Here is a 14,647-nt window from a genome sequence, read left to right as displayed (position 1 = left end):
TAGGAGGATTTAAATGAAAAAGCAAACATTACTGAACAGTATTTTTAGATTATTTCGGTTTATTTTTATCATTATTTTAGGTTATTTAGTTTATAAGTCACTATTCTCAGAAATTTTAACAAGGAAAATCCATATTTTTTTGTACATTATTTTATGGTTATTTAGCTCTTATCTGGTGATTCCTTTTATTAATAAATTATTGACAGGTCGCTATCTGCCAGATTATTTTATTGGTCGCTCTAGAACTAGTGATGGATTGCTTGGTGATCCTATCAATATAGCTTTTACAGGATCAGAAGCTGATTTGGAACAACTCTTTTTAAGCTCTGGCTGGACAAAAGCTGAACCCTTGTCATTACGTTCTAGTTTGCACATGGTCACGGCAAGTGTATTTGGAAAATCTTATCCTAGCGCACCGGTCAGTTCCTTATTTTTATTTAATAAAAAACAGGATCTAGCATTTGAAAAAGAAATTGAAAATAATCCAAGAAGAAGACATCATGTCCGCGTTTGGAAAACACCTGATAACTGGTATTTACCTGGAGGAAGAGAAGCAGATTGGTTAGGGGCTGCAACTTATGATAAAAAAGTTGGATTTTCATTTTTTACAGGGCAAGTCACACATAAAATCAATTCAGATGTTGATCAAGAACGGGATTTTGTACTAGAAACATTCAAACAATCGAATAAATCAATTTCAATTGAAGTAGTGGAACACTTTACAACCAGTTATCATGGTCGCAACGGCGGTGGTGATGAAATTTTTACTGACGGTGCATTGCCTTTTATTAAAATGGACTAATAACAAAAAACGGAAGAAGAGATGATTTTACTTTTCTTCCGTTTTTTTGCTGTTTTTAACTTTTTTGATTGAGTAAATAGGTTTCGTAATTTGCCTTTGTCTTAGAAATAACCCCAGATAATAAGAACAAACTGATAAGCGTTCCTTCTCTGACAAAAATTGGTAGACCGTAAATAAATGAAAGCGCGAATGAAACGATGACAGAGAACAAATCAATACCGTATCTAAACTTGGCGAAAGAGTGCCCTGTCAACTCTGATAAGGCAATACAGACACTTTCGATAGGAAATGGCAAAACGCCCAGTGAAACGACCATCCCAGTAGCAACACCTGACACACACGTACCAAAGACAAAAATGGCTAATCTAAGAAAATAATTATCCAAACGTAAAGGTGCCAATACGGTGTATGAAAAGAAGTTGATGATACTGCCCAGACACAGTATTGAAAGGAACATCAATAAATAGTTGAAGAATTGCTTTTGTTTTGATAATGAAATAAAGAGAATCAAAAATAAGCTATTCAATAAAAAAGTGACTGTGCCAACTTGGATGCCACTAATCTGAGCAATAGCAACATTCAATGAATTGAAACTACTGACCCCAATATCGGCTTTTAGAGTGAAACTAATCCCAATTCCACTAAGTGTGTAAAAGAAAAGAGAAGACAAAACCTTTTTCATAATAACCTCCTAAATTTAAAAGCTGAACCGGCTCGTTTAACCTTGACGGAAAAATAGGAAAATGGGCGAGTGCGCTTTTTGCACAATCCTATTTTATCTTTTTACCGAAAGGTTAGCCTGAGAAGCTAGATAACATAAAAGCTGAACCGGCTCGTTTAACCTTGACGGAAAAATAGGAAAATGGGCGAGTGCGCTTTTTGCACAATCCTATTTTATCTTTTTACCAAACGGTTAGCCTGAGAAGCTAGATAGTATAAAAGCTGAACCGACTCGCTTAGCCTGAGAAGTTAGACGTTATAAAAGATGAATCAAATATCACTCAAATTTTACAGAAAAATAATGAAGTCCAACTACCTCTTAGTAGTAATTTACTGGATAGTCAGTCATAATAATAGGAGATATCTCATGTTTTAAGGAGGAGAAATGAAAACATATCGTTTAGATCAACTAGCTGAATTAACTGGAGGAAGCGTAACTAGTCTACGTGACTACTTTTCAGATGCATTGTTACAACATGCCAAGCTTAGTGTTTATGATAAAAAAGAATATATTGTTCGATTTGATAAACAAGTAGAACATCTTTTTTTCTTGATCGAAGGCAGAGCTAAAATTTATAAAATACACGAAAATGGCCGACGTTCTCTGATACAATTTTTAGGACAAGGCGATTTTATCGGTGAACTTTCTCTATTAGAAGTGGAAGAACAAGTCAAAGATGTACAAGCAATTGATCAGTGTATTTGTCTAATGTTACCTTATCATGCGATAAAGCAAGAATTATTGAATGATAACCATTTTCTGAGAATTATTGCCAAATATTTAGGTGAAAAAGTCTTATCAAGAGTGGAACACTTTTCAAATAATCAAAATTATGAACTAAAATATCGTTTATCTGCTTACATGCTGCAAACAGAAGTTGAAGGAATATACGCAGAGAAACAAACAGAAACTGCTGAGTTTCTCGGTGTTAGTTACAGACATTTGATTTATACTCTGACCGAGTTTCAAAAAGCAGGATTGGTTACAAAGCAGGGCAAAAACTATCAGTTAAACCGAGATAAATTAAAAGAATTAGCTACAGGATTGATCGAATATTGAAAGATAGAGTACATGACGTGCTGATACCCAATGTTTTTCTTTTTTTAAGCAGACAAAGAGGAAGAGATACTCTCAAGCAAGATTTACTTCAAAAAAATTTATAAGAAGAAAGTCACACCTATTCTTAGAGTGACTTTTTTTACTTTATAAGGAAGTTGGATTATTTTTTCAGTAGAACAAGGAATATAAACGTTATCAAAAAAAGATAATATTTACACTTGATTTTAATAATAAAAGTGCTCTATTTTTTTTATACTAATTATTAGAAAGAAAATAATTGAAAATGCTTTGAAAAAATTTGTGATACGTGAAATAAAATCTAAATCATCATTAAAAAGGAGTAAAAATGTTTAACATAGCTGTAGTAAACGAAGTTGAGATTAATAAATTAGAATGTATATCAGAATTAAAAGAAGGGGGATATTTGGTTCATCAAATTGATTCTGGTGAATTAGACGAAAGAATATCTGAAATGAACGCTGTAATTATCATCGAATCAGGATTAGAAGATATTGGTCTGACATGCGAATTAATTATCAAAGTAAGAAGTTTATCGAATTGTTTTATCTGGGTTTTATCTGAGGAGTCAACGAAAGTCAAGCGGGTCATTCATCTTCAATTTGGGGCAGATACCACTTTTGACAGTCACACAGATGCATATGAATTTTGTTTGTTTATTACAAAGACTCTGGAAAGAAGATCAGATAGACAGGTAAATCAGGGTAAAAATGAACGTACTAAGCAGTCAACAGAAGCAGAAAAGGCTTTTGAAATAGAATTGATTCCTACGAATTTTTCAGTGAAAATTGGAGAAAAAAACGAAATAGCACTAACTAAATCAGAATTTAAAATATTGGAATTGTTGAGTGATAAAAAAGGTGAAGCAATTTCTTATGAAGAACTATATATGAACATATGGGGAAAAGAAAAAGGGGATAAAAAATATCGAGTGGCTAGTTTGATCTTTCATTTGAGAAAGAAACTTGAGGACGATTCTTTCGAACCAATATATATCCGAACGGTACGCTCAAAAGGATACATGTTGGTTAATTGATCAAACAAAGTAAAAATGACTTTCAAGGTAGTTTATTTTTTACAGACGTTACTTGGGAGTCATTTAGGTTGTTCTCACATTTTGCTATCTACTTAATCGATATATTTTTTGAATAATAAAAAAATATTTTTTAAAGATGTATATCGTTAGCGCTTTCACGCGAAATGTTATATTATTATGAAGTGAAATGAAAAGAACAACAGGAGGTGCTAGTCAAAAGTAAAAACAGTTTTCTTTTTGCTACATGAAGAAAGCTGAGAGTCATTAAGTACGGTTAAACTGCACAATAAAACTTAAAACGAGGTGGAGAATTTGAAAAAAGTATTTAGAAAAAATGTAAATGTTTTGTCTGCTCTAGTACTTGTTGTTTCTAGTTTAGTTTTATCCTTATCCGTGTTAGTACCAAGTAAGACTGTGGAAGCGGCAGAACCTTCGCAATACCGCAATGTAATGTACTATGGTGATTGGTCGATTTGGGGTGGGGAAGATAATTTCTATCCTAAAGATATTCCAGCAGATCAATTGACTCATTTAAACTATGCTTTTTTAGATTTTGACAGCAGCGGTAATTTGAAATTTACAGACAAAGATGCAGCAGTTGGCGCACCTGTTGGGCAAGAGGGTGTTCAGTGGAATAGTGCCAGTGCAGGTGTTTTAAATGCCATTCAAGATATTCGGGCGAAAAACCCTAACTTAAAAATTGGTATTTCAATCGGTGGCTGGTCTAAATCAGGTGATTTTTCTGATGTGGCAGCGAACCCTGCGATTCGAGCGAATTTTGTCAGCAATATTGCTAAATTCATCAAATATACAAATATGGACTTTGTCGATTTAGATTGGGAATATCCTGCTTCTGTTCGTGAACCGGATAAGGTTGATAATACCAATGACGAAGGCACACCACATGCAAAACCTGAAGACAAACAAAACTTTATCACACTCTTACAAGATATTCGTACAGCAATTGACAAACAGGGAAAAGATTTAGGAAAGACCTATGAACTTTCAGTTGCCTTACCTGCTTCACAAAATACCTTGAAAAATGGTGTAGATGTTGCGCAATTATTTAAAGTAATCGATTTTGCCAATGTGATGACCTATGATATGAACGGTGCTTGGACACCGAACAGTGCACATCATAGCGCGCTTTATGGCAATCCAGCAGATCCCAATTATGCGAGTGGATTTTCTGTCGATCAAACAGTGAAATACTTGCAAACAAATGGTGCACCATCAAGTAAAATCGTGATTGGAGCAGCTTTCTATACTCGTGGCTGGAACAAAGTAGCACAAGGGACAGACGCAGCTCATCCTGGTTTATTCCAAGCCGCAGAAAAAAATAATAAAGATGCAGATTTATCACCAACCTATGGTGCCAATAATAAAAATCCATTAAAATCAGGTGATGGCGGACGTGCTGGTGGCGTTTGGCCTTATCGTAATATTGCTGATCTTAAAGTGAAATCACCTGACTTAAAAGAATATTGGGATGATGTAGCTAAAGCGCCTTACATGTACAATCAAAAAACTGGCGAATTTTATACCTATGACAATCCTCGTTCAATCGGTTATAAAGCAGAATATGTGAAAAACAACCAATTAGGTGGCGTGATTTCATGGATGCAGTCACAAGATAAAGCGACAGATACAACGAAACGTGACGAATTAACGAAAGCGATCAAGACAGGTCTATTTGGTTCAACTGCTCTACAAGCAAATAAAACTGTTTATGCAGACTTAAATGTCAAAGCAACGATTACACCATATAGTGAAAATGGCGCTGGTTATGAAATAACAGTCAAAAATAATGAAACTTCTGGAGAAACAGGAGATGTTTTAAAAGCAGTTGAAGCAGCTTTTGAAACGGTGAAATTACCAAAATTATATATCCCAGTCAATGCAGCAGAAACGTTGACAGCAGGTGATTATAAAGCAGGAACCGTAACGGTAGAAAATGGTAATGTAGTGGTCGATTTATCTTCTGTATACGATGCACAGCAAATTCCACAAGGTGCAAGTTATACCTTTAGATTGAAGTCTAGTGCAGCCGCAGTTGATGTGAATCGTATCAGCAGTATTGCGTTGACTCAGCGGATTGCTAAAAATGGTGCAGAACTTAGCAAACAAACGATTTATGGTGGAGGAGCAGTCAATCCAGATCCGACAGATACAACACCACCGACAACACCTGCAAATCTAGTTGCTGGAACAGTTACCGAAAATAGTGCTGCATTAAGCTGGTCAGCTTCTACTGACAACGTGAAGCTCGTTGGTTACAAAGTATACCGTGATGGTGTATTAGTAGGAACGGTTGCTGAAACAAGCTACACGGATGCAAATTTAATCGCGAATACAACTTATAATTACACAGTGAAAGCGTATGATGCTGCGGGAAATCTTTCAGCAGATAGCAATTCAGTCGCTGTGAAAACAAAAGAAAGCACAACTCCTCCTGTAAGCAATGCATGGGATGCAGCTAAGGCTTATAATGGCGGAGATGTTGTAACCTACCAAGGTAAAACATACAAAGCAAAATGGTGGACGCAAGGAAACGTACCAGGAACAGAACAATGGGGTCCTTGGGAGTTAGTTGGATAAAAATAAAAAAGAAGCTGGACCGACATTTAATGTTAGTCCAGCTTCTCTTTTATTTTGGCGGAGTGTCTAAATAGTCATGAATAACATCCGCATATTTTCCAACAATTTTTTGTCCTTTATCCATTAAAATATAAATGCCAGGATCGACCATATTGAGAATATAATCAGTAGTAAATTCTTTTTTTAGTAATTGAACGGCTTGTTCTTTGGTGTCACATTTAGTTAATCCGTTTTCTTTCAATACCTCATTCAATTGAAACAAAGTCCAAGAATTGATAACCGAAGCATCATTCAAAATATCTAAATAGTCAGCAAAAAGCAGTTCATTTGTTGTTTCTACTGGATCGATCCCTAACTCCATTTCAAAGAATTCCGGAAAAATTGCAGTAGTAGAATCTTTTCCATTGACCCAATCGAGTATAATCACTTCGCCAGGAAGTAAACCATCTTCATTACGGATCATGCTTTCTCTGGGAACAATTTTACTTGTACCTTTGGCAATCGATTCTAGCCATTCATCCACATTTCGATCTTCCGACATCGCTGGAAATTCAGGATAGGTTTCATAGATTGCGACAATTTTTGCTACTTCCTCATCTAAATTGATGACATCTTTTGGTTCTGTGTGTTTAAAAAAATCAAATAACCCCATATTTTTCTCCTTTTTTTAATAGTTAATGCATAAATGATTTTACCTAAATTTCTTGATATAAACTGGCATACCGACGTGCAAAATAATCTAGAAAAAAGGTTAACGGATAATTACCGATACGCACATAATTTGTTGTAGTCACATTAACGGACAGATCGAATTGAGTGGTCAGCGTATTTTGTGTATGTTGCGTTAAAAGAATCGATTTAGCTGGACTATCACTGATTTTTCTCATTAGGTCACTACTGCGGTTAAGTAGTGAACCGTAAGATGAAATGACGATCACAATTGATTTTTCGCTAAGCTCTGTAACAAAAGCTTGCTGTGTTTCCTCAGTTTCACCCACAAAAATCAGCTTTTGACTTAGTAGAAAAGAAGTTTGTAGGTCTTTTGCTAGTTCCAATGTTGAGCTGTAGCCGATCAGAACAACTTCTTCTGCTTGATGGATATCCGCCAAAATTTGATCGACTTGCTCAATATCGATTGTTTGCTGAACATCGTTGATTGCTGTGATAATTTCGGTTCCATAAGAGGCAAGATAGCCCTTAGGATCACTTTTTAGATCACTTAATTCTTGTTCTTTCATTCGTAAACCGCTGTGTTTTTTCATTGTTCCCAAAGAAACCAAAGATTCCCGTAAAGAAGCAAAGCTTGATATCCCAAAGTGACGGCAGAATCGTGTTAGCGTTGCTGGTGAGACAAAGCAACGTTCCGCAACCTCGGTAATGGTTAGTGTCCGAATTTCATTGAGATGAGAAAAGAGATAAATGATGATTCGTGAATAGGTTGCATCTCGTTTATTTGTATTTAAATAATGGAGAAAATCAAATAGATCAAGCATCAAAAAAACTCCTTTAAGATAATTCATTTTCACAAGTATGAAAATGGATCGAAATAATGAAAATCACGCAAGAAACATAAAAATAACTTCGCATCTTCTCGTGTTAAGATAAGTTTATTAAATCAATTATACACTAAATCAATGACCGAGAGGATGGAAAAATATGAGTGGATTTCCACAAAATTTTTTATGGGGCGGCGCAACTGCGGCCAATCAATTTGAAGGAGCATTTTTAGAAGATGGTAAAGGGTGGTCAACGGCTGATACAGCACGTTTTATCAAAGAAAATGGTATTAGTATGGCAGAATTGTTGAAACCCACAACAAAAGCAGACGTCGAATTTGCGATGAATGATAAAGAAGGTGTTTATCCTAAACGTCATGGCATCGATTTTTATCATAGATATAAAGAAGATATCGCATTATTTGCCGAAATGGGCTTCAAAACGTTCCGCTTATCGATTTCTTGGCCGCGAATTTTTCCAAATGGGGATGAACTAGAGCCAAACGAAGCAGGTCTCGCATTTTACGATGCGGTTTTTGATGAATGTTTGAAATATGATATTGAGCCGTTAGTGACGATTTCTCATTATGAGTTTCCTTTAGGTTTAGCATTTAAACAAAATGGTTGGGAAAGTCGTGAAACGATCGAAGCTTTTGAACGTTATGCCCGTGTCTTGTTCAATCGTTACAAAGACAAAGTGAAGTATTGGCTGACCTTTAACGAAATCAATATCATCGGCATGACAGGCTATTTAAGTGGTGGTATTTTAGCTGATGGAGAGAAAAACATGTTGCAAGCCCAATATCAAGCAGCACATCATCAATTTATCGCAAGTGCTTTAGCAGTCAAAGCGTGTCATGAAATCATTCCTGATGCACAAATTGGGTGTATGTTAGCGAGAATGGAAGCTTATCCTGAAACCTGTAATCCGCTAGATGTGATGGAAAGTGTAAATAGTGACCATAATAACTTATTTTATTCAGATGTCCAAATTCGCGGCTACTATCCAAGCTATATGAATAAATTTTTCCGTGATCATAATATTACCATCAAAAAAGAAGCGGGTGACGATCAAATTTTACGTGAAGGAACGGTTGATTTTATGTCGTTTAGCTATTACATGAGCAGTATCGCTTCTCATAAAAAAGATGGGGATACGACAAGCGGAAATCTTCTTAGCTCTAAGAAAAATCCATATTTAGAAGCAAGCGATTGGGGCTGGCAAATCGATCCAGTTGGACTTCGTGTAACTTTGCATAAGCTGTATGATCGTTACCAAGTTCCTTTGTTTATCGTAGAAAATGGCTTAGGGGCTAAAGATGTTGTTGAAGCAGATGGCAGCATCCATGACAGTTATCGCATCGATTATCTAAGAAGTCATATCGAGCAGATGGAACAAGCCATCGATGAAGGCGTGGATTTGATGGGCTACACACCGTGGGGCTGTATCGATTTAGTTAGTGCAAGTACAAGTGAAATGTCCAAACGTTATGGCTTTATCTATGTTGATTTAGATGATGAAGGGAAAGGTAGTTTAGATCGTTCTCGCAAAGATTCTTTCTACTGGTATAAAAAAGTAATTGAAACAAATGGAGCTGACTTAGACTAAACGATACAAAAGGAAGCAATCAAAATATCTACTGACTAGAAAAATAGCAGATAAAAATAAAAAAATGGACTAAAACGATAATCGTTTTGGTCCATTTTTTCGTAGAGAAAGTGGAAACTATAAGGATGACTTACTTATCTTGTTCTATTTCTTCTTTTAAAATCCAAGCAGATAAAAGAGAAAGTCCACCCATTAAACAATAACGTTTCTTTTTGGTCATCAAACCATAGCAAATCGCTGTTGTTCCTAATATGAAGTTAGCAGCAGAAGCTTTGGCTATACGTTCTTCACTGGGTTTGGGTAAAGAAACGTTTACATGTAATGAATCGTTGACTTTGTTCAAATTAGAATTAATTTCAGATAACATCATTATTCCTCCTCGTATGTGGTTATTCAATCACGTTATTAATGGTAGAATCTAAAATAAACTCAAAAATACTTTCAAAATCATCCGTTACTCTATCACGAATAATAATGATACTTAATAAGGTATTGATAATTTCAAAAGCTTTTTTAGGACTTACCTTAAGGTTTAAATTGGCAATCTGTAATGCTTCTTCAAAAAACTTCCAGTTATCCGTTTTAAGTTCAGCAATGAGGTTAGGCGGTAATTTCCCAACAAAGGCTAAAAAATCAGGATTTGAGAAATCGTAAAGAAAAGGTGAATTTTTATATTCTCTGAACAAAAATTTCATCGCTTCAACAAATCCTTCTTTAGAAGGGGAGGCATTTAAAATAGTGCGCCAGTTTGTTTTCAAACGGTTCTGTACTCTGTTTAAGGTATCAACAAATAAGTCTTCTTTTGTTCCATATAATAAATAAAATGCACCAGTAGAGATAGAGCATTTCGACGTCAATTCAGCAATATTTGTCTTCTTATACCCATTGATACCCCAGCTTTTTTCACATTCCATGCATAGAGTATTTCTTAGTTCTGATCTCTTTTCTTCCGAAAATCCCTTAGTACCTATTTTCATTACTAGCCTACTTTCTAACCTTTGAATATATTTGTCTTAATATTCATAATTGTAGATTAAAAAAATATTTTGTCAAGTTTTTGTTATATTTGTTCTTATGGAAGTTGATTAAAATCAGAGGATGACATAAAAATGTTAAAAACACTTGACAATAAAAAATGCTGGCACTATTATGAATATAAAGTTATGAATATTCATAATGAAATATTCAAAAAAGAAATGAGTGGAATTGTTAGTGGATAATGTATTGGAAATCAAAAAGTTGACGAAATCATTTGGAACACAACTTGTTTTAGATGACGTATCCCTTTCATTGAAGAAAGGAGTGATTTATGGGCTACTAGGTGCAAATGGTGCTGGAAAAACAACGATTATCAAATCAATTTTTGATCTTGTAAAACCCAATAGTGGCGAAATTTATCTCTTTGGTGAACAGATGCCTCAGTCTGTGGAGCAGTATAAAAAACTAGGTAGTATCATTGAAATGCCTGTCTTCTATGAGAATATGACGGTGGAAGAAAATTTGCTGCTCCATTGTGATTATATGGGGGGACAGTTTAAAGGTAACATAGACAATGTATTGCAGAACGTTGGCTTGATCAATGAAAAAAAGAAAAAAATCGATCAATTGTCAGTAGGAATGAAACAACGGCTTGGGCTAGTTCGTGCCCTTTTGAATGAACCAGAGTTATTGATTTTAGATGAGCCGATAAATGGGTTGGATCCAGAAGGAATTATTGATTTTAGAAATTTGATTTTATCCATTAATCAAACCTACGGAACAACAGTCTTGATTTCCAGCCATATTTTGATTGAAGTATTCAAAATAGCTGATACGATCGGTATCGTCGCGAAAGGAAAATTAGTCAAAGAAGTCAGTAAAATAGCAATAGAGGAGATGGGTGTGGGGATTGAAGAATATTACCTATCCTTGGTCAAAGAAGGAGTGAGTATATGATGAAATTGCTGAAAATTGAATTGAAAAAAATCAATGTGAAAAGTCAGATCATCTCACTGATTGTAATGAATATCATTGTACTCTTACTTTCCGTTTTTACAGCGACATTATTAGCTGGTCCAGCAAGTGAAATCAATCCAATCGGTAATGTGGTTCAACTGACTACATCAGAGGTAGCTTTACTGATTACACGGGCTATATTGATCGTTTGGCAAGCAATTTTAATTGTCCAAATCATTATTGAAGAGTACAAATCAAAAACAATCACAGTATTATTTACGTATCCATTCAGTAAAAAGCAATTGATTTTAGCAAAATTTCTACTTGTTTTTCTATTAACTGTAGCATTTGCTTTATTCTCAACACTCTTTCAGGGGGGAAGTACTTATTTGTTAAGTCAACGATTGTCATTTGTTACATTTGCTTCAGAAAATCTAGGGTCATTACTGATCGTACTTATTTCAAATAGTTGTCTTGGTTTTTTGCCGTTATTTATCGGAATGAAAAACGTTTCGGTTATTGCAACCGTCGTTTCGTCATTAATCATTGTGGTGATTGGATCTAATTCTCAAGCATATCCTACTGGATTACTGGGAATTCCTATTATTTCATTATTTTTAGGGGCGGTTAGTGTAGGATTGGTGATCGTGACCTATCGTTCAATGTTAGTTAAAGAAATGTAAAGTCTAGCTTGTAGGCAAAACTGTTCAATTGACATTGGATGCATCTACTATGCTTTTATATTAAGGAGAGTAAAACTTATGCGAAACAAACTTACAGAAAATTCGTTTATTACAATTCCAGATCGATCAGTCTTAATTTATATATGGAGTGGGGCAATTATTCTAGGGATCGTACTATTTATTATTGGATTGATTTTAGCGAAAAGAAATAAGAACAAAAATATTTCTAAAGTCTTGATTTGGGGTGGAAGTATCATTGTTCTGGCACAAGGTGCACAGCTGTTAACTAGCTTATTATAGAGAGAAAGGACTGATTTGAAATGGATCAATTGACTCGCTTTTTTGAAAATATCGGCCAAAATTTAGGCGTTAAAGTGAAGTTGCCAAAAGTAACAAACAAATATTCTGTTATTAGTCTGGTTATTGTGGTAATAAGCATTATTTGTTTGAAATTTTCATGGGGATTCTTAATACCGTGTGTATTAGCTGGAGTAAATATTTTCTTAGTGAATACAAAATAATAATAGAAAAATAGCTGGTTTGGTAGGCTTGCTACTTGGAATAAAGACCAAAATGAAGTGAGGGAAAAAGTGTTGCTTACCGTTTCCCTACTTTTCAGTCAGAGTCGGTTACACTTTTAAATTTAGGAGGAAAATATGGAAGTTAAAGGTCATGCGATTTGGAATAGAAATTTTGCTTATATCATTATGGGACAAACATTATCTGTTTTAGCAAATTCTGTGATGAAATTTGCTCTGTCTCTGTATATTTTAGATTTAACAAAATCGGCTGCATTATTCGGTACTCTTTTAGCGATATCGATTATCCCCACAATTATTTTTTCACCAATTGGCGGTGTGTTAGCAGATAATTTTAATAAAAAAAATATGATGGTCATTATGGATGGCTTGTACGCGTGTATTGCGGTTTTGATTTATTTTGCAGTAGTTTCAAAGGCGAATATAGCGATGGTTGCGATGTGTTTATTGTTAATGTCAGTTGTTTCGGCATTTGAGACTCCGATCGTTCAATCAAGTATGCCATTGTTATTTAAAGAAGATAAGTTACTAAAAGCAAACTCGGTTGTCAATCAAATTCAGTTGTTTGCAAATTTTGTAGGGCCCATACTTGCTGGATTTTTATATAGTTTAGTAAAAATCGAGTGGATATTTGTTATTTGCTTTCTCTTGTTCTTTGGTGCTGCCTGCGTAGAATGTTTTATTAAAATTCCGATTTTAGTAGTCAAATTTGAAAATGGAGCAATTGCAACGGTAATCAAAGATTTAAAGGAAAGTTGGGTTTTTATTAGAAAAGAAGAACCTGCTATTGTAAAAATCATTTTTATTTTAGGTGCAATCAGCTTCTTTATTTCGGGTCTGCTATTTGTTGGTATTCCTTATATCATCAGAATTGTATTAGGGTTGAATAGTCAGTATTTAGGGATCAACCAAGGCTTGATTTCTTTGGCTGGAATTGTAGGTGCACTTATGGTTGGTGTGCTAGCTAAAAAACTGAATATGAAAAATAGTTACTTAATCGTTGGCTTATCCAGTTTTTTGGTTCTAGTTATGGGAATTATTTTTATGCTCAATTTGCCTGCTACATTAACTTTTGTATTATTTACATTAACAATCATGCTTTTACAGGTATTGTTTACCTTATTTTCTATATTTGTTGTTTCAAATATTCAAGCCAATACACCTGTTCAATTAGTTGGAAAAGTAATGTCATACGTTACGACTTTAAGCTTATGTGCGCAGCCACTTTCTCAAGCAGTCTATGGTTTTTTATTCGAGATATTTTCAAATTCAGTTTATATTTTATTTCTATTTACGGGATTGGTCATGCTTTTAGTGAGTTATCTTTCCAGGAATTCATTTAAAAATTTTAATCAATAAAAAAGCAGCTTGCTTCCAAAGAGGCTGTTTTTTTGTGCTTTTTTTAAAAGGGAATGGTTTTAATAAATTCAGTCAGAGTTAAATGTTTTTCAATATTTTCAGAAAGAATGGGTGAGCAAAGAGCCAGTTTATATTGATCACCAATGCTACTAGAGTGAAAGTGAGCATTATTTTTTATTTGGGTGGAAAGAGAAATTTTTTTTTTGTTTAGAAAAAAAGAATAAGTATCCAAGGGAATCGATAATCCACTGCCTATATATTTACTGAAAGCTTCTTTTAGTGTCCATAAAGAATAAAAGGCATCTAAGCGTTCTTGTTCAGTATCTTTGGAGCAGATGTATTTTTTTTCATGAATTGAAAAATAGGAGGCAATACTTTCAATATCAAGTGTTTCCATCTTCTCAATATCTACGCCTACAGGAGAGCTGCTTAGTGAGCAACAAACATAATCGCCAGAATGACTCAGATTGAAAAATAACTCTGGATGAGAAACTAAGAATGGTTTTCCCTTTTTATTCGTTGAGAAAACTAACTCGGATGGTAATACTTGACAATGATTGAATAACATCGATCGTAAAAGAATTCCAGCTGTAAGACAACGCAATCGATCATCAGCAAATCTTAAGGTTTTTATCTTATTTTGTTTTTCTAATTCAAGTAAGTGAAACCACTTCGACCAAATGTCAGAATTTAGTGAGTTATTTAATTTTAATATAACTGTATGTAACATATGCACCTCGATAATAATAATGGAAGTAAATTATCGTAAGTATATTTTACATACCGGTGAAA

16 protein-coding genes are annotated in these 14,647 nt (G+C 34.5%); 10 read left to right on the top strand and 6 right to left on the bottom strand.

What is annotated here, in order from left to right:
* Positions 1 to 13 precede the first annotated feature (13 nt).
* Entirely contained in the window at positions 14 to 802 is a 789-nt protein-coding gene (locus tag BCR21_RS07485; RefSeq protein ID WP_069645862.1) for an LssY C-terminal domain-containing protein, read from the top strand.
* Between the two features lie 55 nt (positions 803 to 857).
* Here the strand turns inward: BCR21_RS07485 and BCR21_RS07480 are convergent, their stop codons facing one another.
* The gene (locus BCR21_RS07480; protein WP_069645861.1) at positions 858 to 1,484 is read right to left on the bottom strand and encodes a YczE/YyaS/YitT family protein; all 627 of its coding nucleotides are present in this window, start codon (positions 1,482 to 1,484) and stop codon (positions 858 to 860) included.
* A gap of 423 nt (positions 1,485 to 1,907) precedes the next feature.
* Between BCR21_RS07480 and yeiL the strand changes: the two genes are divergently transcribed.
* The 3 genes from yeiL (at position 1,908) to BCR21_RS07465 (ending at position 6,234) form a co-directional block, all read left to right on the top strand.
* Positions 1,908 to 2,582 carry a transcriptional regulator YeiL gene (gene yeiL / locus BCR21_RS07475; protein WP_084013261.1) on the top strand — a complete coding sequence of 225 codons (675 nt, stop codon included), beginning with the start codon at positions 1,908 to 1,910 and terminating at the stop codon, positions 2,580 to 2,582.
* Between the two features lie 346 nt (positions 2,583 to 2,928).
* Entirely contained in the window at positions 2,929 to 3,636 is a 708-nt protein-coding gene (locus BCR21_RS07470; protein ID WP_069645860.1) for a winged helix family transcriptional regulator, read from the top strand.
* 312 nt (positions 3,637 to 3,948) lie between these two features.
* On the top strand, positions 3,949 to 6,234 hold the full coding sequence (locus BCR21_RS07465; protein ID WP_069645859.1) for a glycosyl hydrolase family 18 protein: 2,286 nt from the start codon (positions 3,949 to 3,951) through the stop codon (positions 6,232 to 6,234).
* A gap of 49 nt (positions 6,235 to 6,283) precedes the next feature.
* On the opposite strand, the gene BCR21_RS07460 is transcribed toward BCR21_RS07465, so the two are convergent.
* Entirely contained in the window at positions 6,284 to 6,886 is a 603-nt protein-coding gene (locus BCR21_RS07460; protein WP_069645858.1) for a hypothetical protein, read from the bottom strand.
* A gap of 43 nt (positions 6,887 to 6,929) precedes the next feature.
* Positions 6,930 to 7,727, bottom strand: a complete 798-nt coding sequence (locus BCR21_RS07455; RefSeq protein ID WP_069645857.1) for a MurR/RpiR family transcriptional regulator — start codon at positions 7,725 to 7,727, stop codon at positions 6,930 to 6,932.
* A gap of 163 nt (positions 7,728 to 7,890) precedes the next feature.
* Between BCR21_RS07455 and BCR21_RS07450 the strand changes: the two genes are divergently transcribed.
* The gene (locus BCR21_RS07450; protein ID WP_069645856.1) at positions 7,891 to 9,339 is read left to right on the top strand and encodes a glycoside hydrolase family 1 protein; all 1,449 of its coding nucleotides are present in this window, start codon (positions 7,891 to 7,893) and stop codon (positions 9,337 to 9,339) included.
* A gap of 130 nt (positions 9,340 to 9,469) precedes the next feature.
* On the opposite strand, the gene BCR21_RS07445 is transcribed toward BCR21_RS07450, so the two are convergent.
* Together BCR21_RS07445 and BCR21_RS07440 are read right to left on the bottom strand one after the other, a co-directional pair.
* Entirely contained in the window at positions 9,470 to 9,706 is a 237-nt protein-coding gene (locus BCR21_RS07445) for a hypothetical protein (RefSeq protein WP_069645855.1), read from the bottom strand.
* A gap of 22 nt (positions 9,707 to 9,728) precedes the next feature.
* Positions 9,729 to 10,316, bottom strand: a complete 588-nt coding sequence (locus tag BCR21_RS07440; RefSeq protein ID WP_069645854.1) for a TetR/AcrR family transcriptional regulator — start codon at positions 10,314 to 10,316, stop codon at positions 9,729 to 9,731.
* Positions 10,317 to 10,551: 235 nt separating this feature from the next.
* Here BCR21_RS07440 and BCR21_RS07435 point away from each other — a divergent pair, with 235 nt between their 5' ends.
* The 5 genes from BCR21_RS07435 (at position 10,552) to BCR21_RS07415 (ending at position 13,855) form a co-directional block, all read left to right on the top strand.
* On the top strand, positions 10,552 to 11,274 hold the full coding sequence (locus BCR21_RS07435; protein ID WP_240488076.1) for an ABC transporter ATP-binding protein: 723 nt from the start codon (positions 10,552 to 10,554) through the stop codon (positions 11,272 to 11,274).
* Positions 11,271 to 11,957 carry an ABC transporter permease gene (locus tag BCR21_RS07430; protein ID WP_069645852.1) on the top strand — a complete coding sequence of 229 codons (687 nt, stop codon included), beginning with the start codon at positions 11,271 to 11,273 and terminating at the stop codon, positions 11,955 to 11,957. The genes BCR21_RS07435 and BCR21_RS07430 overlap by 4 nt, the downstream gene beginning before the upstream one ends.
* A gap of 78 nt (positions 11,958 to 12,035) precedes the next feature.
* Positions 12,036 to 12,257, top strand: a complete 222-nt coding sequence (locus BCR21_RS07425) for a hypothetical protein (protein WP_069645851.1) — start codon at positions 12,036 to 12,038, stop codon at positions 12,255 to 12,257.
* Between the two features lie 20 nt (positions 12,258 to 12,277).
* On the top strand, positions 12,278 to 12,478 hold the full coding sequence (locus BCR21_RS07420; RefSeq protein ID WP_069645850.1) for a hypothetical protein: 201 nt from the start codon (positions 12,278 to 12,280) through the stop codon (positions 12,476 to 12,478).
* A 135-nt stretch (positions 12,479 to 12,613) separates the two neighbouring features.
* A complete protein-coding gene (locus BCR21_RS07415) occupies positions 12,614 to 13,855 on the top strand; it encodes an MFS transporter (RefSeq protein ID WP_069645849.1) in 1,242 nt (413 codons plus the stop codon).
* Positions 13,856 to 13,898: 43 nt separating this feature from the next.
* Here BCR21_RS07415 and BCR21_RS07410 read toward each other — a convergent pair whose 3' ends face one another.
* Positions 13,899 to 14,585 (bottom strand): 4'-phosphopantetheinyl transferase family protein, encoded by a 687-nt coding sequence (locus BCR21_RS07410; RefSeq protein WP_069645848.1) that lies wholly within the window; start codon positions 14,583 to 14,585, stop codon positions 13,899 to 13,901.
* Positions 14,586 to 14,647: the final 62 nt, after the last annotated feature.

It is taken from the genome of Enterococcus ureasiticus, from assembly GCF_001730285.1.
Classification (GTDB): Bacteria; Bacillota; Bacilli; order Lactobacillales; family Enterococcaceae; genus Enterococcus_L; species Enterococcus_L ureasiticus.
Note: the sequence above shows the minus strand (reverse complement) of the source record. Positions and strands in the feature narration are given on the sequence as shown.

Excerpts from the sequence above, each read along its gene's own strand:
- BCR21_RS07485 (WP_069645862.1), top strand. The coding sequence starts at position 14 with ATGAAAAAGCAAACATTACTGAACAGTATTTTTAGATTATTTCGGTTT.
- BCR21_RS07480 (WP_069645861.1), bottom strand. The coding sequence starts at position 1,484 with ATGAAAAAGGTTTTGTCTTCTCTTTTCTTTTACACACTTAGTGGAATT.
- yeiL (WP_084013261.1), top strand. The coding sequence starts at position 1,908 with ATGAAAACATATCGTTTAGATCAACTAGCTGAATTAACTGGAGGAAGC.
- BCR21_RS07470 (WP_069645860.1), top strand. The coding sequence starts at position 2,929 with ATGTTTAACATAGCTGTAGTAAACGAAGTTGAGATTAATAAATTAGAA.
- BCR21_RS07460 (WP_069645858.1), bottom strand. The coding sequence starts at position 6,886 with ATGGGGTTATTTGATTTTTTTAAACACACAGAACCAAAAGATGTCATC.
- BCR21_RS07455 (WP_069645857.1), bottom strand. The coding sequence starts at position 7,727 with ATGCTTGATCTATTTGATTTTCTCCATTATTTAAATACAAATAAACGA.
- BCR21_RS07450 (WP_069645856.1), top strand. The coding sequence starts at position 7,891 with ATGAGTGGATTTCCACAAAATTTTTTATGGGGCGGCGCAACTGCGGCC.
- BCR21_RS07445 (WP_069645855.1), bottom strand. The coding sequence starts at position 9,706 with ATGTTATCTGAAATTAATTCTAATTTGAACAAAGTCAACGATTCATTA.
- BCR21_RS07440 (WP_069645854.1), bottom strand. The coding sequence starts at position 10,316 with ATGAAAATAGGTACTAAGGGATTTTCGGAAGAAAAGAGATCAGAACTA.
- BCR21_RS07430 (WP_069645852.1), top strand. The coding sequence starts at position 11,271 with ATGATGAAATTGCTGAAAATTGAATTGAAAAAAATCAATGTGAAAAGT.
- BCR21_RS07425 (WP_069645851.1), top strand. The coding sequence starts at position 12,036 with ATGCGAAACAAACTTACAGAAAATTCGTTTATTACAATTCCAGATCGA.
- BCR21_RS07420 (WP_069645850.1), top strand. The coding sequence starts at position 12,278 with ATGGATCAATTGACTCGCTTTTTTGAAAATATCGGCCAAAATTTAGGC.
- BCR21_RS07415 (WP_069645849.1), top strand. The coding sequence starts at position 12,614 with ATGGAAGTTAAAGGTCATGCGATTTGGAATAGAAATTTTGCTTATATC.
- BCR21_RS07410 (WP_069645848.1), bottom strand. The coding sequence starts at position 14,585 with ATGTTACATACAGTTATATTAAAATTAAATAACTCACTAAATTCTGAC.